This window comes from Agriterribacter sp., assembly GCF_035445465.1.
GTDB lineage: Bacteria > Bacteroidota > Bacteroidia > Chitinophagales > Chitinophagaceae > Agriterribacter.
Map to the genome: position 1 here is coordinate 1 of NZ_DAOMQT010000054.1, position 15,652 is coordinate 15,652.

Below are 15,652 nucleotides of genomic sequence, written 5' to 3' on the forward strand. Positions count from 1 at the left end.
GTGAGACACGTGCCGGGGCGGTCGCCGTGGTACGTGTCTCACGTACCACCAGATAGCGATGTCTGCCTGCGAAAATTTGGGATACACACATCCCAACTGTAAACCACAAACCCCAAACGATAAACCATAAATTAAAAATCCGAAGCCAAACCAAAAGCGTTGTGAAATGTCAAAGAAAGCGTATTCAGCCTATCGTTAGCACAGCTACCCAACCTGATACCTGATTACAAAATAATTTTATGGAATTTTAATTTTCCTGCGTCTATCCATTAATATTTATTTTTTGTTTTATTTAACACGCAATTCATGAAGTTTTAAAACTATAGCTTTAGTTTTAAAACTCCTAACACTCTAAACAAGCGAAATCTTCGTATGACCATCAAACGAATTATTATATCAATAGGCATACTATTGGTATTATCTGCCACTGCTTACGCGTTTTTCTTCCGCGACAAAAAAACGAACAGGGATATCTTGGTTGAAGTAAAGAAAAATGATTTTGAGGTGAATATTCTCACTACCGGAGAGTTGCGCTCCAAGAGTATGACTATGATATCTGCACCTACAAAGTTACGCCAACTGGGTATTTACCAGATCAAGATCGCCGACATGGTGCCGGAAGGCACATTGGTGAAAGAAGGTGCTTTTGTGGTGTCGTTGGATAATTCGGACGTTCTGACCAAGATAAAAGATCAGCAGTTGAATATTGATAAAAAGAATGCCGAAATAAAGCAGGCATCGTTGGATACCATGATGGAACTGAGAACCCTGCGCGATGAAATTGTGAACCTTGGTTTTGACCTGGAACAAAAAGTGCTGGAAAAGGAGCAGTCGCGCTATGAAGCGCCTGCCGAAATAAAAAGGGTACAGTTAGAATACGAAAAGGCGGAACGGACGCTCAGGCAAAAAAAGGATAATTATAAAACAAAACAGATCCAAACGCAAACCAAAATGGAGATACTGGATTCGGATATGAAGCAGCTAACGAATTATATGGAAGGACTTACCGGTATTTTGAGCGAGCTTACGATCAATGCGCCAAAAAGCGGGATGCTGGTGTATGATAAAAACTGGAACGGGCAAAAGAAAAGCGTAGGCACTCAAATTGAATTGTGGAATCCTACCCTGGCAACATTGCCCGACCTTACGCAAATGGAAGTACTTACTTATGTCAATGAGGTAGATATACAAAAAGTAAAAGTAGGGCAGGCGGTTGATATTGGTTTGGACGCCGCCACAGATAAAAAACTGAAGGGGGTTGTAAAAAGCGTTGCTAATATAGGTGAAGAAAAGCCGAACAGCGATGCTAAGGTTTTTGAAGTGCTGATTGATGTGCTTACCGAAGACCCTATTCTAAAACCCGCGATGACGGTGAGTTGCAAAATTGCAACCGAGAAATATAAAGATGCGTTGCAGGTACCCCTGGAAGCCCTGTACAATGACGCGAACGGGAGCTTCATTTTTAAAAGAGCAGATGGCAGCCTGGTAAAACAATATGTAAAAGTATATACGGTTAATGAAAGCAATGCGCTTATTACGAACGGGCTGAAGGAAGGCGACAGGATCTATCACAACCTTCCGGCTGATACTACCGGGTTAAAAATGTTCCAGCCAGATTCTACCTCCGAAATAAAACCCCAGCAGTTGATTCGTATTGATACTGCTGATGCCAAACGGTTGAAAGATCAGGCCGGTAAGGAAAGCAAAACCCAGGGTGGCGGCGGGAACAGCGGGATAATTATTGTGAACTGATATTTCATTAACCACTCTTCTTGCAGCATGCGACTACAACGGGTTATATTCAACTTCGACATTGGTATCCGGGCTTTATTCCAAAACAGGTTCAGGGCCATCCTTACGTCACTGGGCATCATCTTCGGTGTAGCTTCCGTTATTGCCATGCTGGCTATTGGCAAAGGAGCGGAAAAAGAAATATTAGAACAGATTAAACAGGTGGGCTCCAATAATATTATTATCAAATCCAAGATGGAAGATCAGTCGCGGAAAAATAGCGACAATGGAAATTCCGGGGATGATGCCACATCTTCTAACAGTAAAGAACCCCAGGATAAAAAGAATTTTTCTCCCGGCTTAAGCATGGCCGATGCAGATGATATAATGCACCATATCAGTACGGTGAAGTTTGTGAGTCCCGAAATTGAACTGCCAACCCAATTTATGTTTGACGGATTAAACATGAAGGGTAAATTAATTGGCGTAAAGAACCACTATTTTGAAACAACAGGTATAACCCTTTCGGAAGGCAGCTTTTTTTCTGATCAGCAAATGGAAAATGCCGAACCGGTTTGCGTAATAGGGAAGAATATTAAAACAAAACTTTTTGCAGGCAAAGACCCTGTAGGGCAATATTTAAAATGCGGTAATACCTGGCTTTTAATTATAGGCGTATTAGGCAGTAAAAATATTGCTGATAAAGACGTGGAAAAGCTGTCTATACGTAATCTTAACAATGAGGTTTACCTGCCGGTTAATACCATGCTCATTCGCTACGCCAACCGTTCATTAGTAACCGCGGAAAAAATAAGGATGATGCGGTACAGGAGAAACCAGGCGCCCTCCAACTATAACCAGTTAGACAGGATAGTGGTGCATGTTGATAAAAGTGAAATGGTGATGCCAACGGTAGAGATATTGAGCCGGCTGCTTTCCAGACGGCACCAGCAGGTTGAGGATTATGAAATTGTGGTGCCGGAGCTTTTATTAAAGCAGGAACAAAAAACAAAAGCGCTTTTCAATGTGGTATTGGCCATTATTGCTTCCATTTCACTAATTGTTGGAGGCATAGGCATTATGAATATTATGCTGGCATCGGTACTGGAGCGAACCCGCGAAATTGGTTTGCGCCTGGCCCTGGGGGCAACTAAAAGAGACGTTGTTATGCAGTTCCTCGGGGAAGCGGTAAGTATAAGCGTTACCGGGGGGGTAATAGGCGTTATACTGGGCGTTACTACCAGTTTGCTGATCAGGGGTGCAACAGGCATACAAACGATTATTTCGCCCGCATCTATCATCATTTCATTTACTATATCTATAGCCGTGGGTTTAATATTTGGCATACTGCCTGCCCGCCGTGCAGCCAAAAGCGATCCTGTGGTATCGTTGCGGTCTGATTAAAATAAGCAAATCGCATGGCTTTTTTTTGAAACGATTTCTAAACCATAAAAATACGCTATCATTGAAACCTGTTTTATACCTTACCCTTGCGGTGATGTGCTTTTGCCAGCCTGTGCTGTCGCAAAATAAAATGACCTTATCCCTGCAGGAAGCTATTGGAGTGGCGAGAGGACAAAGCTTGCTGGCTAAGCAAATTGAAGCTAACTACAGCAGTTATGTGCATCGCTACAATTCTTTCAAGGCATCGCTTAAGCCACAGTTGAGTCTTGATGGCACATTGCCGTCTTATGACCGTTCCCTGCTGAATATTACTCAACCGGATGGTTCTTATAAGGTGCAATCGGTGCAGCGTTCAATACTGGGGAGCAATCTTACACTAACCCAGAATATTTTCTGGACCGGCGGTAACATATTTGTTTCATCCGGCGCTAACCTGTTTACCAATAAAGGTACAGGGCTCGACCAGCGCCAGTGGCAAACGGCTCCTTTCCAGGTGGGTATCATTCAGCCTTTAAGCTTATTTAATACGGTTAAGTGGAATTTTGAACAGGAAAAGCTTAGGATGAAGCAGGCTACCAAGCAGCAGATAGAGTTATATGAAAATTTATCCGGACAAATAACAGCCGCTTATTTCGATCTGTATGTTTCTAATATGGTATTGAACAACGCCCAACAGAACGTGCAGGTAAATGACACCCTCTATAAAATATCAACAGGTCGTTTTAACGTGGGACGGATAGCCGAAAATGAATTGCTGCAGGTTGAGCTCCAGTTGATGAATGCCCGGAACGCGGTAACCCAGGGGGAAGTAAATGTGAAAGCAAGTGCAAAACGGCTGGCTAATCTTTTGAATTTAGACAGTAATACCGATTTTGAGCTTGTGCCCGTAACAGACGCGCCTGTATTTCCGGTAGATATGAAACGCGCGGTGGTAGAAGCTGAAAATAACCGGAGTGATATACTGGGCTTCGATTTACAGGAGAACAATGCCAGGAGGCAGGTAAGACAAAGCCAGTCTAATGCTTTTGCCAGTGGAAATATAAGGCTCAGTTATGGGTTAAATCAAACCGCCATGACACTGGCCGGAGCCTATCAGAACCCACTGGATTTTCAGCAGGTGAATATTGGATATTCCCTGCCTTTATTTGGATTTGGAAAAAACAGGCATGATATTGCTGCCAGCAAAGCTAATTTAGAATCAACACAGTCTCAGATCGCTTTCCAGAAAAAGTCATTTGAGCTTGAAATTGAAAATACGGTCAATCAGTTCCTGCAGTTGCAGTCCGCATTGGTCATATCCGCTAAAAGTGACACCATAGCCCAGAAAAGATACGAGGTGGCCCGCAACAGGTATATGCTGGGCAAGATCAGTATTACAGACCTGGGATTGGCGCAGGAAGCAAAAGATAATGCGGTGGTAGATTATGTTCGCATGCTGCAGCAATACTGGCAGTCTTATTACGATATCCGCCGGGTAACATTATATGATTTTGAAAAGAACCTGCCCATTAATAATTGACAACCCAAAATTAAGCAACCGGCATAAACAAAAAAGCAAAGCGCGTTGATTGCCTTTATAGCAAAAAGGCCACCTTAAAAGTGGCCTTCCTGTTCAGGGGTGTGCAGGTTTATTTCCCGCTGTTCTTACTACCGAGGAATAATATATCATTTATCTGCACTTCCGTAATATATTTTTTAATTCCCTCCTTGTCTACATAATTGCGGTTAACCAATTTTCCTTCTATGGCCACCTGGCTGCCTTTGGTAAGATATTTTTCCACGAGTTCCGCGTTTTTACCCCATGCTATCGCATTGTGCCATTGTGTTTCTTTTACGGTTTCGCCTTTAGCGTTACGGTAATTTTCATTGGTAGCAATAGATACGCGTGCCATTTTCTTTCCCGATTCTGTATTGCGAACATCCGGGTTATTACCTAAGTTGCCGATCAACTGTACTTTGTTTTGTAAAGTGTTCATAATGCGAAGTTTTTAATTGTTTTTAATGCGTATTCCCTTTCCGGGATCTTAAGGTTTTAGTGGTGAAAGCGCTTTCCGTTTAACTATACAAAGATGCATCTGGTCAAAAGTGATAGTCGGTATATAGTCGTTTAAAACCGTTTATAGTCGTTTATAAGCGTTTAAAAACGGATAATCAGGTGTAGATTTCTTGTAAAAATGTGCACCTAAAAACTTAATTTTATCAGGTTCCCGGAACGCGGGAAATGAAAAACACTCCATTTCTAAAACGGAAACTTATGGCAGACACCCCGCAACAGGCCTATTGCCTGTATTGTGGCAAGCCGGTTAAAGGCAGGATTGATAAAAAATTCTGCGACGACTGGTGCCGCAATGCACACAACAACAAACGCTACAGCCAGACCTCCAATTTTGTTCGTAACGTTAATAGTATTTTACGAAGGAACAGGCAGATATTAGCAACGCTGATCCCCAACGGAAAGGAAATAGCCAAAGCACCCAAACATAAGCTCGCTGAAAAAGGATTTAATTTCCGGTTTATTACTCATACTTATACCACTAAAAAAGGATTAACTTATTTTTTTTGTTACGAATATGGTTACCTTTCTATTGAACACGATTATTGCCTGCTGGTAAGTCGTGATAAGAATGAAGACATCTCTTAACCCATGCGATATTTATTATTACCTGCTGTTATTCTGTTATTGTTAAGCTGTACGCACAAACAACTCCCCGGCATTGTTTTGCAAACCGATTTTGGTGTAAAAGACGGCGCCGTAGCCGAAATGAAGGGAGTTATTTTTGAAACCTCACCTGCTGTTCGCGTGTTTGATCTTACGCACGAAATTCCTCCATATAATATCAGAGCGGCGTCGTACCGCCTTCAGCAAACTGCGCCTTACTGGCCCCCGGGAACCATCTTTGTGTCTGTGGTAGATCCGGGTGTGGGTACGTTACGCAAACCTGTAGTAATGAAAACGCTTACCGGGCATTATTTTGTTAGCCCTGATAATGGCTCTTTAACAGAGGTTGCTCAAAAAATGGGCATCGCACAAGTCCGGCAAATTAACGAAACATTAAACAGGCGGCCGGGTTCAGAAGCTTCTTACACTTTTCACGGACGCGATATTTTTGCATATACCGCCGCAAAGCTGGCAGCCGGAAAAATAAGTTTTGAAGAAGTGGGCCCTGAACTTCCGGGAGGTGTAATAATGCTGCTTTATCAGCAGCCGGTTTATGATAAGGGCACCATTACAGGCAATATTCCCGTGCTTGATCCGCAGTATGGAAATATATGGACGAACATAGATACTTCAGTATTCAAAAAATTACAGGTAAATTATAATGATACGCTGGAAGTAAAGATCACCCACAACAATTCATTGGTGTATGCGGCTAATCTTCCTTATTTAAGGGCTTTTGGGGAAGCCGGAGAAGAAAACGCTTTGGTTTATATAAACAGCCTGATGAATGTTGCCCTGGCAATTAATATGGGAAATTTGTCAGAAAAATATAAAATAGGAAGCGGAACAAACTGGAATATCACTTTAAAAAAGCATTAATTTTCACTAATAGTATCTTTATACGTATAGTTTTTTTATTTTTGTAGTATAAACAATGTTTTATGGATGCTAAAGTCACTTTAAGTTTTGATGCAAAAATCATTAAGCAGGCAAAGGAATATGCAGAAGGCCAGGGAATTAGCCTTAGCCGTCTTACTGAAATCTTACTTCGAAAGCTCACCAGCGGAGGCTATAACAATATTGAAGATTTCCCTGTTGATGAGTGGGTGAGCATGGTTTCTGAAGGTGAGGCCGAATATATCACCACGCCCAAAAATAATAAAAAGCGGAAAGCAATATTTTTCGAAAGCAGAAAGAAAAAATAATGCGTGTTTTTTTAGATGCCAATATTCTTATTTCGGTTTTAAATAAAGAATACCCTTTGTTTCCTTATACAGCGAGATTATTAAGTTTAACCAGGTACAGCCAGTTTTCGCTAATCACTTCACCGGTATGTCTTGCCATAGCTTTTTATTTTGCCGAAAAAAAGCATGGCACAACCATGGCCCGTAATAAAATAGCGCTTTTACTGGAACATATTAAGATAGCGAATTGCGGAGAAAAAGAAACGAAGATGGCTATTCAAAATAAACAGGCACATGACTTTGAAGATGCCTTGCAGTATTACTGCGCGTTACATGCCGGGTGTGAGCACATAATAACCAATGATCTGAATGATTTTTATTTTGCACAGATCGAAGTTTTGACGCCGGAAGCATTTCTAATGAGATATGTAACGCGGTAACTGCGTTCAGCAAAGCAGCTTTAGCTCCATTCAGATCCAACACGAATGAATTTCATTAAAACTATTCATATGCTTTGGGTAAAAGCTGATTCAGCTTCTTCATAAAAATTTCCCTCGGTACCATTTCCGCTCCCAGGCTTTCTAAATGCGCGGTATATACCTGGCAGTCTATTAGCTCAATTCCTTCCTGCTGCAATAGCTGCACATACCTGATGAAGGCAAATTTGCTTGCATTGCTTTCACGGCTGAACATGCTTTCTCCAAAAAATATTTTGCCCATTCGAATGCCATATAGCCCTCCGGCCAGTTCATCACCCACCCATGCTTCGGCGCTGTGCGCGTATCCTTTTTCATGCAGGACGCAATAAGCTTTTTCCACTTCATCTGTTATCCAGGTGCCGTGCTGGTTTTTCCGGGAGCTGGTTTTACATGCACGGATCACTGATCTGAAACTGGTATTAACGCTAAAGCGAAAGGTCTCTTTTTTGATCAGTTGCTGCATGCTTCTGCTGATCTTTAAATTTTCCGGAAAAAGCACAAAGCGCGGATCGGGGCACCACCATAAAGGCACATCTCCTTCATACCAGGGAAAAATACCGCTTCTGTAAGCTAAAAGCAGTCTTTCCGTTGACAAATTTCCCCCCATAGCCAGCAATCCATCGGGCTCTGCCAGGTGAACCGGGGGGAAAATAAGCTCCTGCTGTAATGCAAATAAAGCCATTGCTGCGAAGATATGCAGAAAGAACGGATGGCTAAATAGCGGATTTTCAGGTAATTATTTTTTCCGTTCAAATAAAATATAATGCAGTGCAACGATTTATATAGTAGCATTGTCAGCTATAATGTTCGAACGGAATGATTGACTATCAACAATTAATAAAAGACTGCCTGAAGGGGAAAGCCAGTGCCCAGCAACAATTGTATGATTTGTATGCTGAGCAAATGCTTGGTATATGCTATCGCTATACCAAATCCTTTGCAGACGCGGAAGATGTACTACAGGAAGGCTTTGTAAAAGTTTTTAAATACCTGCACCAGTACCGCTCCGATGGCGAATTAGGCGCATGGATAAGACGCATTATGGTAAACACAGCTATTAACTACCTTAAACAAAGCAGCAAATACCAGTACGACCTTTCATTTACAGATATTACGCTGCACCCTGTTTCGGAGGAGAACCCGCAGGTATATATGCAAACAAAAGAATTGGCCAATCTGGTAAGGCAACTGCCTACCGGGTATCAAACGGTATTTAATATGCACGCCGTTGAAGGATATACACATGTGGAGATAGGGGAGATCCTGGGGATCAATGAAGGCACTTCCCGTTCGCAATATATGAGAGCGAGAAATTTGCTGATCAATTGGATAGAAAAACATTCTGTTGAATCTAAACTGGGACAATATGCCGGAAAATGATTTTGAAAAGCAGGTGCAGCAGCTTTTTGATGAGCTGCGGCTAAAGCCATCTGCAGAAGTTTGGCCCCAAGTGAGCAGTAGGATCCGGAAAGAAAAGGGTCGTAAAAGAGCATTTATTTGGGTTCCTCTGATGCTATTGCTGCTAGGTACGGGCGGTTACTGGCTGCTGCAGCATAATAGCAATCATTCTGCGCAGGATGGTTTTACAAAATCAACTCCCCCAAACAGCAAAGAAAATACGATAGATGGACGGCCGCTTCAGGAGAACAGTACTATAGCTTCACCCAACAGTAAACAAAATACACAAAATACAGATATAACAGCATCTTCTGCTGCCGGCAGGAAAGTATTAAATGCCGGCTCAAATACACACGGTTCAGGTTCTGATTCTCATGCTTCAAACGGACCACAACATTCCGTGAAGCCACCGGTAAACATTCAGGCATTAGGTAATATCCAACAACAGGCCCCGCCTGCTGTTCAATTACCGGTGCCTGATCATGCCGGTAAGCTCACTGCTGCTGCGGGAGAAAATAATGCGTCCACTTATCCAGCGTTGGGAAATAATAAAAAGGAAACGGTTTTTAGTGGTAATAAAGAAGCGTTGAATCCAGGCAACAAAAATTCGGTAGCAACAACACCATTAGCGGTACAGAAATCTGTGGATGAAAAATTTTTGTCCCTTCCCGGCATTGAAACAGAGAAGGTGCTGAATGGTATTTCAAAAGGAGGTATTTCTGAAAATACGAATACCCCGGTTAAGTTAACAAAGAAGGGAGCGTGGGAATGGGGCATTTCGGGCGGAGCCGGGGTGTCGTCGGTTAGCGATGGCTTATCTGACCTTTTTGGTAATGGCAGGGCTGAAAAATCGTCCCCTAATGCTATGCTTAATTCCCCCAATATGTCAAATAATATAGGGTTTCTTACCGGTCAAAACAGTATGGTTGCCGCCCTGCCACCTCCTGCTTCTCCTGTAAAAAGCGGGTTAGCCTGGCAGGCGGGCGGGTTTGTAAAATGGAAGATGAATGCACGGCTGGCTATTACAGGCGGATTACAATACAATTACTATTCAACCAACAGGGTAGTGGGGAATGATATCAACAACTACAGGTTTGCACTGGGTAATACCCAGAATGATGCAAATGCCAGTTATGCAGGATATTACGTTGGCGGGCAAAATATAAACTATGCCAACCGCTATCATTTTATTGAAATACCTGCGGGTGTACAGTGGCAGTTAAATAAAGCAGCCAAACTTCCTTTGCAGTTAAACGGGGGATTATCCTTTTCCTGGCTGGCAAATACAACTGCAGTGCATTATCACACACAAACGGGATCGTATTATAAAGACAGAACTTTATTTAATAAAATGCAGGCAGGCGTATATGCGGGAGCCTCGGCTAAATTTTTTGCCAATAGCCGCAGGCCACTCTATATAGGACCTGTTGTTCAGTATAATCTCACCAACTTGCTTAAACCTTCTGCAAACCTGAACCAACATTTTATATATGGCGGGTTAAAAGCGGAATGGGTACTGGGTAGAAAATAGTACAACCGGTTTCCATCGGCCCCCTATGCCCGGCATGGGTACACCGTTAAAATAATTATTATTGGTGCAACGCTTGTGCTGAACCGTTTGTCAGGCTATTAAACCAATTGCCATGCTGAAAAAAATATTCAACCCTTTTTTTATTTTTATTGCTGCAGCATTATTCATGCAGGGATGCATTAAGGATCATTGCACACAAACCTACAGCTACTTCGTTCCGGTATACAAAACTACTGAGGAAGTAAGGTCCAACATTAAAAGTAATGCGCCCCGGGAAATGGAAAGAACAGGAAAAATATATATCCGTGGCAACTATATTTTTTTAAATGAAGTAGACAAAGGCATTCATATTATTGATAACGCCATCCCCACCGCACCTAAAAACGTAGCTTTTATTGATATCCCCGGTAATATGGATATGGCGGTGAAAGGCAATACATTGTATGCCGATGCGTATACCGATCTGATCACCCTTGATATTACCGATCCGCTCAATGCTAAAACCACAAAAATTATAGAAAACACTTTTCCGTTCCGGCAATATTACGGTACGTTTTATGCCGATAACAGTAAAGTAATTGTAGACTGGCTGAAAAGAGATACAACAGTAAATATGGATTGTGGCAACGGCGGCTTTTTTGGCATTGATCTTAATAAAAGCGAAGCGTTTATGTATAATGATGTGCTTAGCCTTGCCAGCTATTCAGGCCAGGGAAATTTTAGTTCTTCTTCCAAAAGCGTGTCTCCCTTTGGTGCGGGCGGCTCTATGGCACGATTTGCCATTGCAGGGTATCATTTATACAGCGTTACCTTAAATGATCTGAATGTTTTTGAGATCAGCAGGCCTGAGCAGCCTTCGTTTACCAATAAAGTAAATATAGGCTGGAATATTGAAACCATTTTTCCTTTTCAGCAAAAGCTGTTCATAGGTTCTACAACAGGTATGTATATCTATAGTATTTCAAATGGCAATAATCCCGTAAAAGAGGGGCAATTTTTACATGTGCAAAGTTGCGACCCTGTAATTGCCGATGAAAAGTACGCATACGTAACCCTGCGTACCGGCACTACATGCAATAGCGTTAGCAACCGCCTCGAAATATTAGATATTGCCGATATCAACAGTCCTTCTTTGGTTAAAACCTATGAAATGACTAACCCGCACGGATTGTCTAAGGATAGGGATATGTTGTTTATCTGCGACGGAGCCAATGGATTAAAAGTATATAATGCCACGGATGTAAATGATCTGAAACTGATAACAACCATTGAAGGAATTGAAACCTATGATGTAATTGCCATGAACAATATTGCATTGGTAGTAACCAGCGATGGCTTGTACCAGTACCTGTATGCTGATCCCAGTAATATACAATTGCTCAGTAAAATTAAAGTGAAGAAATGAGAAAGCAGATCATTTTAGTGGCCATACTCCTTTTTGCTTTGGGTGTGCACTTGCAGGCACAGCAAAAAACATTGCCCAAATTTGTTTTTCATTCTGTTGAGCAGGTTGCACTGGTTAACGGTAACAATGCCGTGTCGGGCGCACTGCAAACGGTTAACGGCGCAGGTTATGGCAACTGGTTTGCCGGTGTGGGAGCAGGAATTGATTTTTACCGCTATCGTTCTGTGCCTTTATTCCTTGACCTGAGAAGGTCGTTTGATGTAAAGAAAGGGAATAAGCTGTTTGTATATGCAGATGGCGGTTATAATTTGCCCTGGGTTAAAAGAAAAGAGCCGGAGTTTACTATATGGGGCTGGCCAAGGAATACAGACTATAAATATAAAGGAGGCGCTTATATGGATGCCGGCTTTGGGTACGCTGTTTATTTAAAAGGGGGCAATGCTTTTTTGCTGAGTGCCGGTTATTCACATAAATATTTTAGTGAGAAAAGAACCACTACTACCGTTACAGGGGAAAATATGGAAACGGTGGATATACAAAAATTCACTTACAGCATGAACCGGTTAATGATTAAGCTGGGCTGGCAGTTTTAGGGATGAATAGTGAGAGGTGAGAAGTAAAAGGGGTATCCGTTCATCGTTGTTAGCCATTCATCTGATCTGATGCTATAGCCGCAAAATACCAAGAACCAAATGACAAGATCCAAATAAATTTCAAATTTGAATCCTGAAATCTGGAAACGGATGCAATCTTAAATTTCAAATTTCAAATATCCGGGACGGTTAGGGGTAATGCATTTTGCGTTGCTCCTTTTTTATTTTTATATGCAGGTTATGAGCTAATGAATTTCAGGTTTCTTTTAATGCCATTAAACTTGGCTCTTTTCAACGGAGAGTTTTTGAATATTTTTTTGAAGCTTTCTTCCGTTAAAGCTTCCCAGTCCTGCGTATCAAAGTTGAGTATTTCCGGAATGGGCTCAAAAGCCGTTTCATGCGTTGTGGTGCTGAAACGGTTCCAGGGGCACACCTCCTGGCATATATCGCAGCCAAACATCCAGTTATTAAATTTGTCTTTCATTTCACCCGGTATCAGCATGTCTTTCAGCTCAATGGTAAAATACGAAATACATTTGCTGCCATCTACCACCCGGTTTTCCTGTATCGCATCCGTAGGGCAGGCGTCAATGCATTTCCTGCAGGAGCCGCAATAATCTTTAGCAACAGGATCGTCATAGTCTAATTTAATATCAACAATAAGCGTAGCGATAAAAAAGAAGGATCCCGATCTTTTATTGATAAGGTTCCCGTTTTTTCCTACCCACCCCAGCCCGCTGCGCTGTGCCCATGTACGTTCCAGCACCGGCGCCGAATCCACGAAGCCTCTTCCATTTACTTCACCTATGCGTTGCTTCATTTCCTGTAAAAAATATTTAAGCTTGGCCCTTATTACTTCATGATAATCGTTTCCCCAGGCATAACGGGATATCTTTGGCGTATCCGGACGGGGTGATAGTGCAGGAAAATAATTTAACAAAAGGGTAATAACCGATTGAGCACCCGGCACTAACTTAAGCGGGTTCACCCTCAGGTCGAAATGGTTTTCCATATAGTGCATAGCGCCGTTCATGCCCTGGTTGAGCCAGGTTTCGAGCCTGCGGGCATCATCATCAAGCGGTACGGCTTTGGCAATCCCACAATAATCAAATCCGCATTGCGTTGCTATATCTTTAACAATGGTGGTATAGTTGTTTGTATTCAAGCTCAAAAATTATAAAGGTGCGGATGGCGGTTTAATATGGAAAAAACTTACATTCGTATTACAACCTTCTTAAAACCCGGTTAATAAATCATGAAAAACAAAACCCTTCTCCTCGCGATAGCTGTGTTCAGCCTTTCGCAAAATTATCTCTTTGCACAGGATAAACTCAATATTAAATTCGGAAAGATAGCGGCTGCCGATTTTGATCTCTCCAAAAATAAATTTGATACCAGCGTTAGCGCGGTTGTTATTGCCGATATGGGCAGATCCGACTTTGAGGGAAACAACAAAGGCTGGTTTTCATTATCATTTAAAAAGCACACCCGCATTAAGATCCTGAACAAAAACGGCATGGATGCCGCTAATGTCGAAATACCGCTCTATATAAGCGGCAGCGGGGAAGAAAAAGTAATTAATCTCAAGGCATCTACCTATAACCTGGAGAACGGGAAGGTGGTGGAAACAGAATTAGATAAGAAATCCATATTTAAAGATAAATATGATAAGAACCATATAACGGTTAAGTTTACCCTCCCTGCTGTAAAAGAAGGATCGCTGATTGAATATGTATACACTGTTCAATCAGATTTTTTACGTAATCTGCAACCATGGGAATTCCAGGGCGATTACCCCGTTTTATGGAGCGAGTACGAAGTAAAAATACCCGACTTTTTTAATTATGTGTTCTTGTCGCAGGGCAGTTTTCCATTGGAGCACAGTTCCAAAACAACCCGCGATAATTTTAGCATGGTGGAGCCCGGCGGGGCTTCAAGTTCGTCTTACTACAGTTTTACCGCCAATGCCGTTGAGCATAAATGGATAGCCAGAAATGTGCCCGCATTAAAAACAGAAAGCTTTACATCCACTATCCGCAATCACATAGCCAAAATAGAATTTCAATTATCACAATACCGGTTTCCCAATACCCCGGTAAAAGATATTATGGGTAGCTGGGCAAGTTTGGCGGTAGAGCTAATGAAAGACGATGATTTTGGCGCCGGGCTTCTAAAGAACAACAACTGGTTGGATGATGAGCTGAAACCGGTAACCCAGGGAACGGCGGATAAATTGGAAAAGGCTAAAAAAATATATGCCTATGTGCGCGACAGGTATACCTCTACCGGTAAAAGAGGTATCGGGCTTTCTACGCCGCTCAGAACCATCAGTAAAAATAAGAATGGCTATGTTGCCGATATCAATTTGCTGCTTACAGCTATGATGAAGCAGCAGGGCATTGAAGCCTATCCTGTTATATTAAGTACCCGCAGTCATGGGTATACCCACGAGTTTTACCCGCTGTTAGACAGGTTTGATTATGTGATTTGCGCGGCAAATATTAATGATAAGCTGTATTATCTCGACGGCACTTCTCCTGCATTAGGCTTCAACCATTTGCTTAGTGAATGTTATAACGGGCATGCAAGGCTGATTACTGAAAATATAGCCAAAGCAGTTTACCTGAGTGCGGATTCCGTAGTAGAGAAAAAACTTACTTCTGTTTTTATCCGCAGCGAAAAGCCGGGTGAATGGACGGGTCATAGCAGCACCAATGCCGGTTATTACGAATCCATCAATGTGCGGGAAAAGATAAAAGAGAAAGGAGAAGAACCCTTTTTTAAAAGCATACAAACTGCCTATACGGGCGATATGACACTGAGCGGACAAAAAATAGAACAACTGAAGGACTTAGATGGGCCGGTTAAAGTAGAGTATGATTTTGTGATGAACCAGGAAGGCGATATGATCTATTTTAACCCGATGATGCTGGAAGGGTACAAAGACAATTATTTTAAGGCTGCCGAAAGATCATATCCTGTAGAAATGCCTTGCCTGTTTGATGAAACCTATATTCTGAATATGGATGTACCGGCCGGTTATGCCGTTGAAGAACTTCCAAAATCGGCCAAAGTGCAATTTGGGGAAGCCGATGGCTTTTTTGAATACATGATTGATAAATCGGGCGAAACCATCAGGCTCCGCTCGCGGCTTAAGCTGAACCGGGCCGCTTATGCGCCCGAAGAGTATAATGACCTGAGGGAATTTTTTAGTTATGTAGTAAAAAAACATGCAGAACCTATAGTATTGAAAAAGAAAAACTAAGCC

Annotated in this window: 15 protein-coding genes; 12 read left to right on the forward strand and 3 right to left on the reverse strand. The window is 42.1% G+C overall.

Features of this window, described 5'->3' with window-relative positions; genetic code table 11:
* The first annotated feature begins 372 nt into the window (after nucleotides 1–372).
* From PLE34_RS18165 to PLE34_RS18175, 3 genes are all read left to right on the forward strand, one after another.
* The gene (locus tag PLE34_RS18165; RefSeq protein WP_324559217.1) at nucleotides 373–1,752 is read left to right on the forward strand and encodes an efflux RND transporter periplasmic adaptor subunit; all 1,380 of its coding nucleotides are present in this window, start codon (nucleotides 373–375) and stop codon (nucleotides 1,750–1,752) included.
* A 27-nt stretch (nucleotides 1,753–1,779) separates the two neighbouring features.
* On the forward strand, nucleotides 1,780–3,135 hold the full coding sequence (locus PLE34_RS18170; protein WP_324559218.1) for an ABC transporter permease: 1,356 nt from the start codon (nucleotides 1,780–1,782) through the stop codon (nucleotides 3,133–3,135).
* A 61-nt stretch (nucleotides 3,136–3,196) separates the two neighbouring features.
* Nucleotides 3,197–4,654, forward strand: a complete 1,458-nt coding sequence (locus tag PLE34_RS18175) for a TolC family protein (protein WP_324559219.1) — start codon at nucleotides 3,197–3,199, stop codon at nucleotides 4,652–4,654.
* 109 nt (nucleotides 4,655–4,763) lie between these two features.
* On the opposite strand, the gene PLE34_RS18180 is transcribed toward PLE34_RS18175, so the two are convergent.
* Nucleotides 4,764–5,111, reverse strand: coding sequence for a single-stranded DNA-binding protein (locus PLE34_RS18180; protein ID WP_324559220.1), 348 nt, complete (start codon nucleotides 5,109–5,111; stop codon nucleotides 4,764–4,766).
* Between the two features lie 278 nt (nucleotides 5,112–5,389).
* On the opposite strand from PLE34_RS18180, the gene PLE34_RS18185 reads away from it, so the two are divergent.
* The 4 genes from PLE34_RS18185 to PLE34_RS18200 all read left to right on the forward strand — a co-directional run bounded on the left by PLE34_RS18185 (nucleotide 5,390) and on the right by PLE34_RS18200 (nucleotide 7,418).
* Nucleotides 5,390–5,776 (forward strand): hypothetical protein, encoded by a 387-nt coding sequence (locus PLE34_RS18185; protein WP_324559221.1) that lies wholly within the window; start codon nucleotides 5,390–5,392, stop codon nucleotides 5,774–5,776.
* Between the two features lie 3 nt (nucleotides 5,777–5,779).
* A complete protein-coding gene (locus PLE34_RS18190; protein WP_324559222.1) occupies nucleotides 5,780–6,673 on the forward strand; it encodes an SAM hydrolase/SAM-dependent halogenase family protein in 894 nt (297 codons plus the stop codon).
* Between the two features lie 62 nt (nucleotides 6,674–6,735).
* A complete protein-coding gene (locus PLE34_RS18195; RefSeq protein ID WP_324559223.1) occupies nucleotides 6,736–6,999 on the forward strand; it encodes a DUF6364 family protein in 264 nt (87 codons plus the stop codon).
* The gene (locus PLE34_RS18200; RefSeq protein WP_324559224.1) at nucleotides 6,999–7,418 is read left to right on the forward strand and encodes a type II toxin-antitoxin system VapC family toxin; all 420 of its coding nucleotides are present in this window, start codon (nucleotides 6,999–7,001) and stop codon (nucleotides 7,416–7,418) included. The genes PLE34_RS18195 and PLE34_RS18200 overlap by 1 nt, the downstream gene beginning before the upstream one ends.
* A 61-nt stretch (nucleotides 7,419–7,479) precedes the next feature.
* On the opposite strand, the gene aat is transcribed toward PLE34_RS18200, so the two are convergent.
* Nucleotides 7,480–8,139, reverse strand: a complete 660-nt coding sequence (gene aat, locus PLE34_RS18205; RefSeq protein ID WP_324559225.1) for a leucyl/phenylalanyl-tRNA--protein transferase — start codon at nucleotides 8,137–8,139, stop codon at nucleotides 7,480–7,482.
* 134 nt (nucleotides 8,140–8,273) lie between these two features.
* On the opposite strand from aat, the gene PLE34_RS18210 reads away from it, so the two are divergent.
* The 4 genes from PLE34_RS18210 to PLE34_RS18225 all read left to right on the forward strand — a co-directional run bounded on the left by PLE34_RS18210 (nucleotide 8,274) and on the right by PLE34_RS18225 (nucleotide 12,384).
* Complete coding sequence (locus PLE34_RS18210; RefSeq protein ID WP_324559226.1) at nucleotides 8,274–8,837, forward strand: RNA polymerase sigma factor; 564 nt, start codon at nucleotides 8,274–8,276, stop codon at nucleotides 8,835–8,837.
* On the forward strand, nucleotides 8,824–10,386 hold the full coding sequence (locus PLE34_RS18215; protein ID WP_324559227.1) for a porin family protein: 1,563 nt from the start codon (nucleotides 8,824–8,826) through the stop codon (nucleotides 10,384–10,386). Before PLE34_RS18210 ends, PLE34_RS18215 begins: the two co-directional genes overlap by 14 nt.
* Before the next feature lie 112 nt (nucleotides 10,387–10,498).
* Nucleotides 10,499–11,791, forward strand: coding sequence for an LVIVD repeat-containing protein (locus PLE34_RS18220; protein ID WP_324559228.1), 1,293 nt, complete (start codon nucleotides 10,499–10,501; stop codon nucleotides 11,789–11,791).
* Nucleotides 11,788–12,384, forward strand: a complete 597-nt coding sequence (locus PLE34_RS18225; RefSeq protein WP_324559229.1) for a hypothetical protein — start codon at nucleotides 11,788–11,790, stop codon at nucleotides 12,382–12,384. The genes PLE34_RS18220 and PLE34_RS18225 overlap by 4 nt, the downstream gene beginning before the upstream one ends.
* Before the next feature lie 238 nt (nucleotides 12,385–12,622).
* Here PLE34_RS18225 and queG read toward each other — a convergent pair whose 3' ends face one another.
* Entirely contained in the window at nucleotides 12,623–13,549 is a 927-nt protein-coding gene (queG, locus tag PLE34_RS18230; RefSeq protein WP_324559230.1) for a tRNA epoxyqueuosine(34) reductase QueG, read from the reverse strand.
* Between the two features lie 90 nt (nucleotides 13,550–13,639).
* Between queG and PLE34_RS18235 the strand changes: the two genes are divergently transcribed.
* On the forward strand, nucleotides 13,640–15,649 hold the full coding sequence (locus PLE34_RS18235) for a DUF3858 domain-containing protein (protein ID WP_324559231.1): 2,010 nt from the start codon (nucleotides 13,640–13,642) through the stop codon (nucleotides 15,647–15,649).
* The last annotated feature ends 3 nt before the right edge of the window (nucleotides 15,650–15,652 follow it).

Coding starts and splice junctions, on each gene's coding strand:
- PLE34_RS18165 (WP_324559217.1), top strand. CDS start 373: ATGACCATCAAACGAATTATTATATCAATAGGCATACTATTGGTATTA.
- PLE34_RS18170 (WP_324559218.1), top strand. CDS start 1,780: ATGCGACTACAACGGGTTATATTCAACTTCGACATTGGTATCCGGGCT.
- PLE34_RS18180 (WP_324559220.1), bottom strand. CDS start 5,111: ATGAACACTTTACAAAACAAAGTACAGTTGATCGGCAACTTAGGTAAT.
- PLE34_RS18185 (WP_324559221.1), top strand. CDS start 5,390: ATGGCAGACACCCCGCAACAGGCCTATTGCCTGTATTGTGGCAAGCCG.
- PLE34_RS18190 (WP_324559222.1), top strand. CDS start 5,780: ATGCGATATTTATTATTACCTGCTGTTATTCTGTTATTGTTAAGCTGT.
- PLE34_RS18195 (WP_324559223.1), top strand. CDS start 6,736: ATGGATGCTAAAGTCACTTTAAGTTTTGATGCAAAAATCATTAAGCAG.
- PLE34_RS18200 (WP_324559224.1), top strand. CDS start 6,999: ATGCGTGTTTTTTTAGATGCCAATATTCTTATTTCGGTTTTAAATAAA.
- aat (WP_324559225.1), bottom strand. CDS start 8,139: ATGGCTTTATTTGCATTACAGCAGGAGCTTATTTTCCCCCCGGTTCAC.
- PLE34_RS18210 (WP_324559226.1), top strand. CDS start 8,274: ATGATTGACTATCAACAATTAATAAAAGACTGCCTGAAGGGGAAAGCC.
- PLE34_RS18215 (WP_324559227.1), top strand. CDS start 8,824: ATGCCGGAAAATGATTTTGAAAAGCAGGTGCAGCAGCTTTTTGATGAG.
- PLE34_RS18220 (WP_324559228.1), top strand. CDS start 10,499: ATGCTGAAAAAAATATTCAACCCTTTTTTTATTTTTATTGCTGCAGCA.
- PLE34_RS18225 (WP_324559229.1), top strand. CDS start 11,788: ATGAGAAAGCAGATCATTTTAGTGGCCATACTCCTTTTTGCTTTGGGT.
- PLE34_RS18235 (WP_324559231.1), top strand. CDS start 13,640: ATGAAAAACAAAACCCTTCTCCTCGCGATAGCTGTGTTCAGCCTTTCG.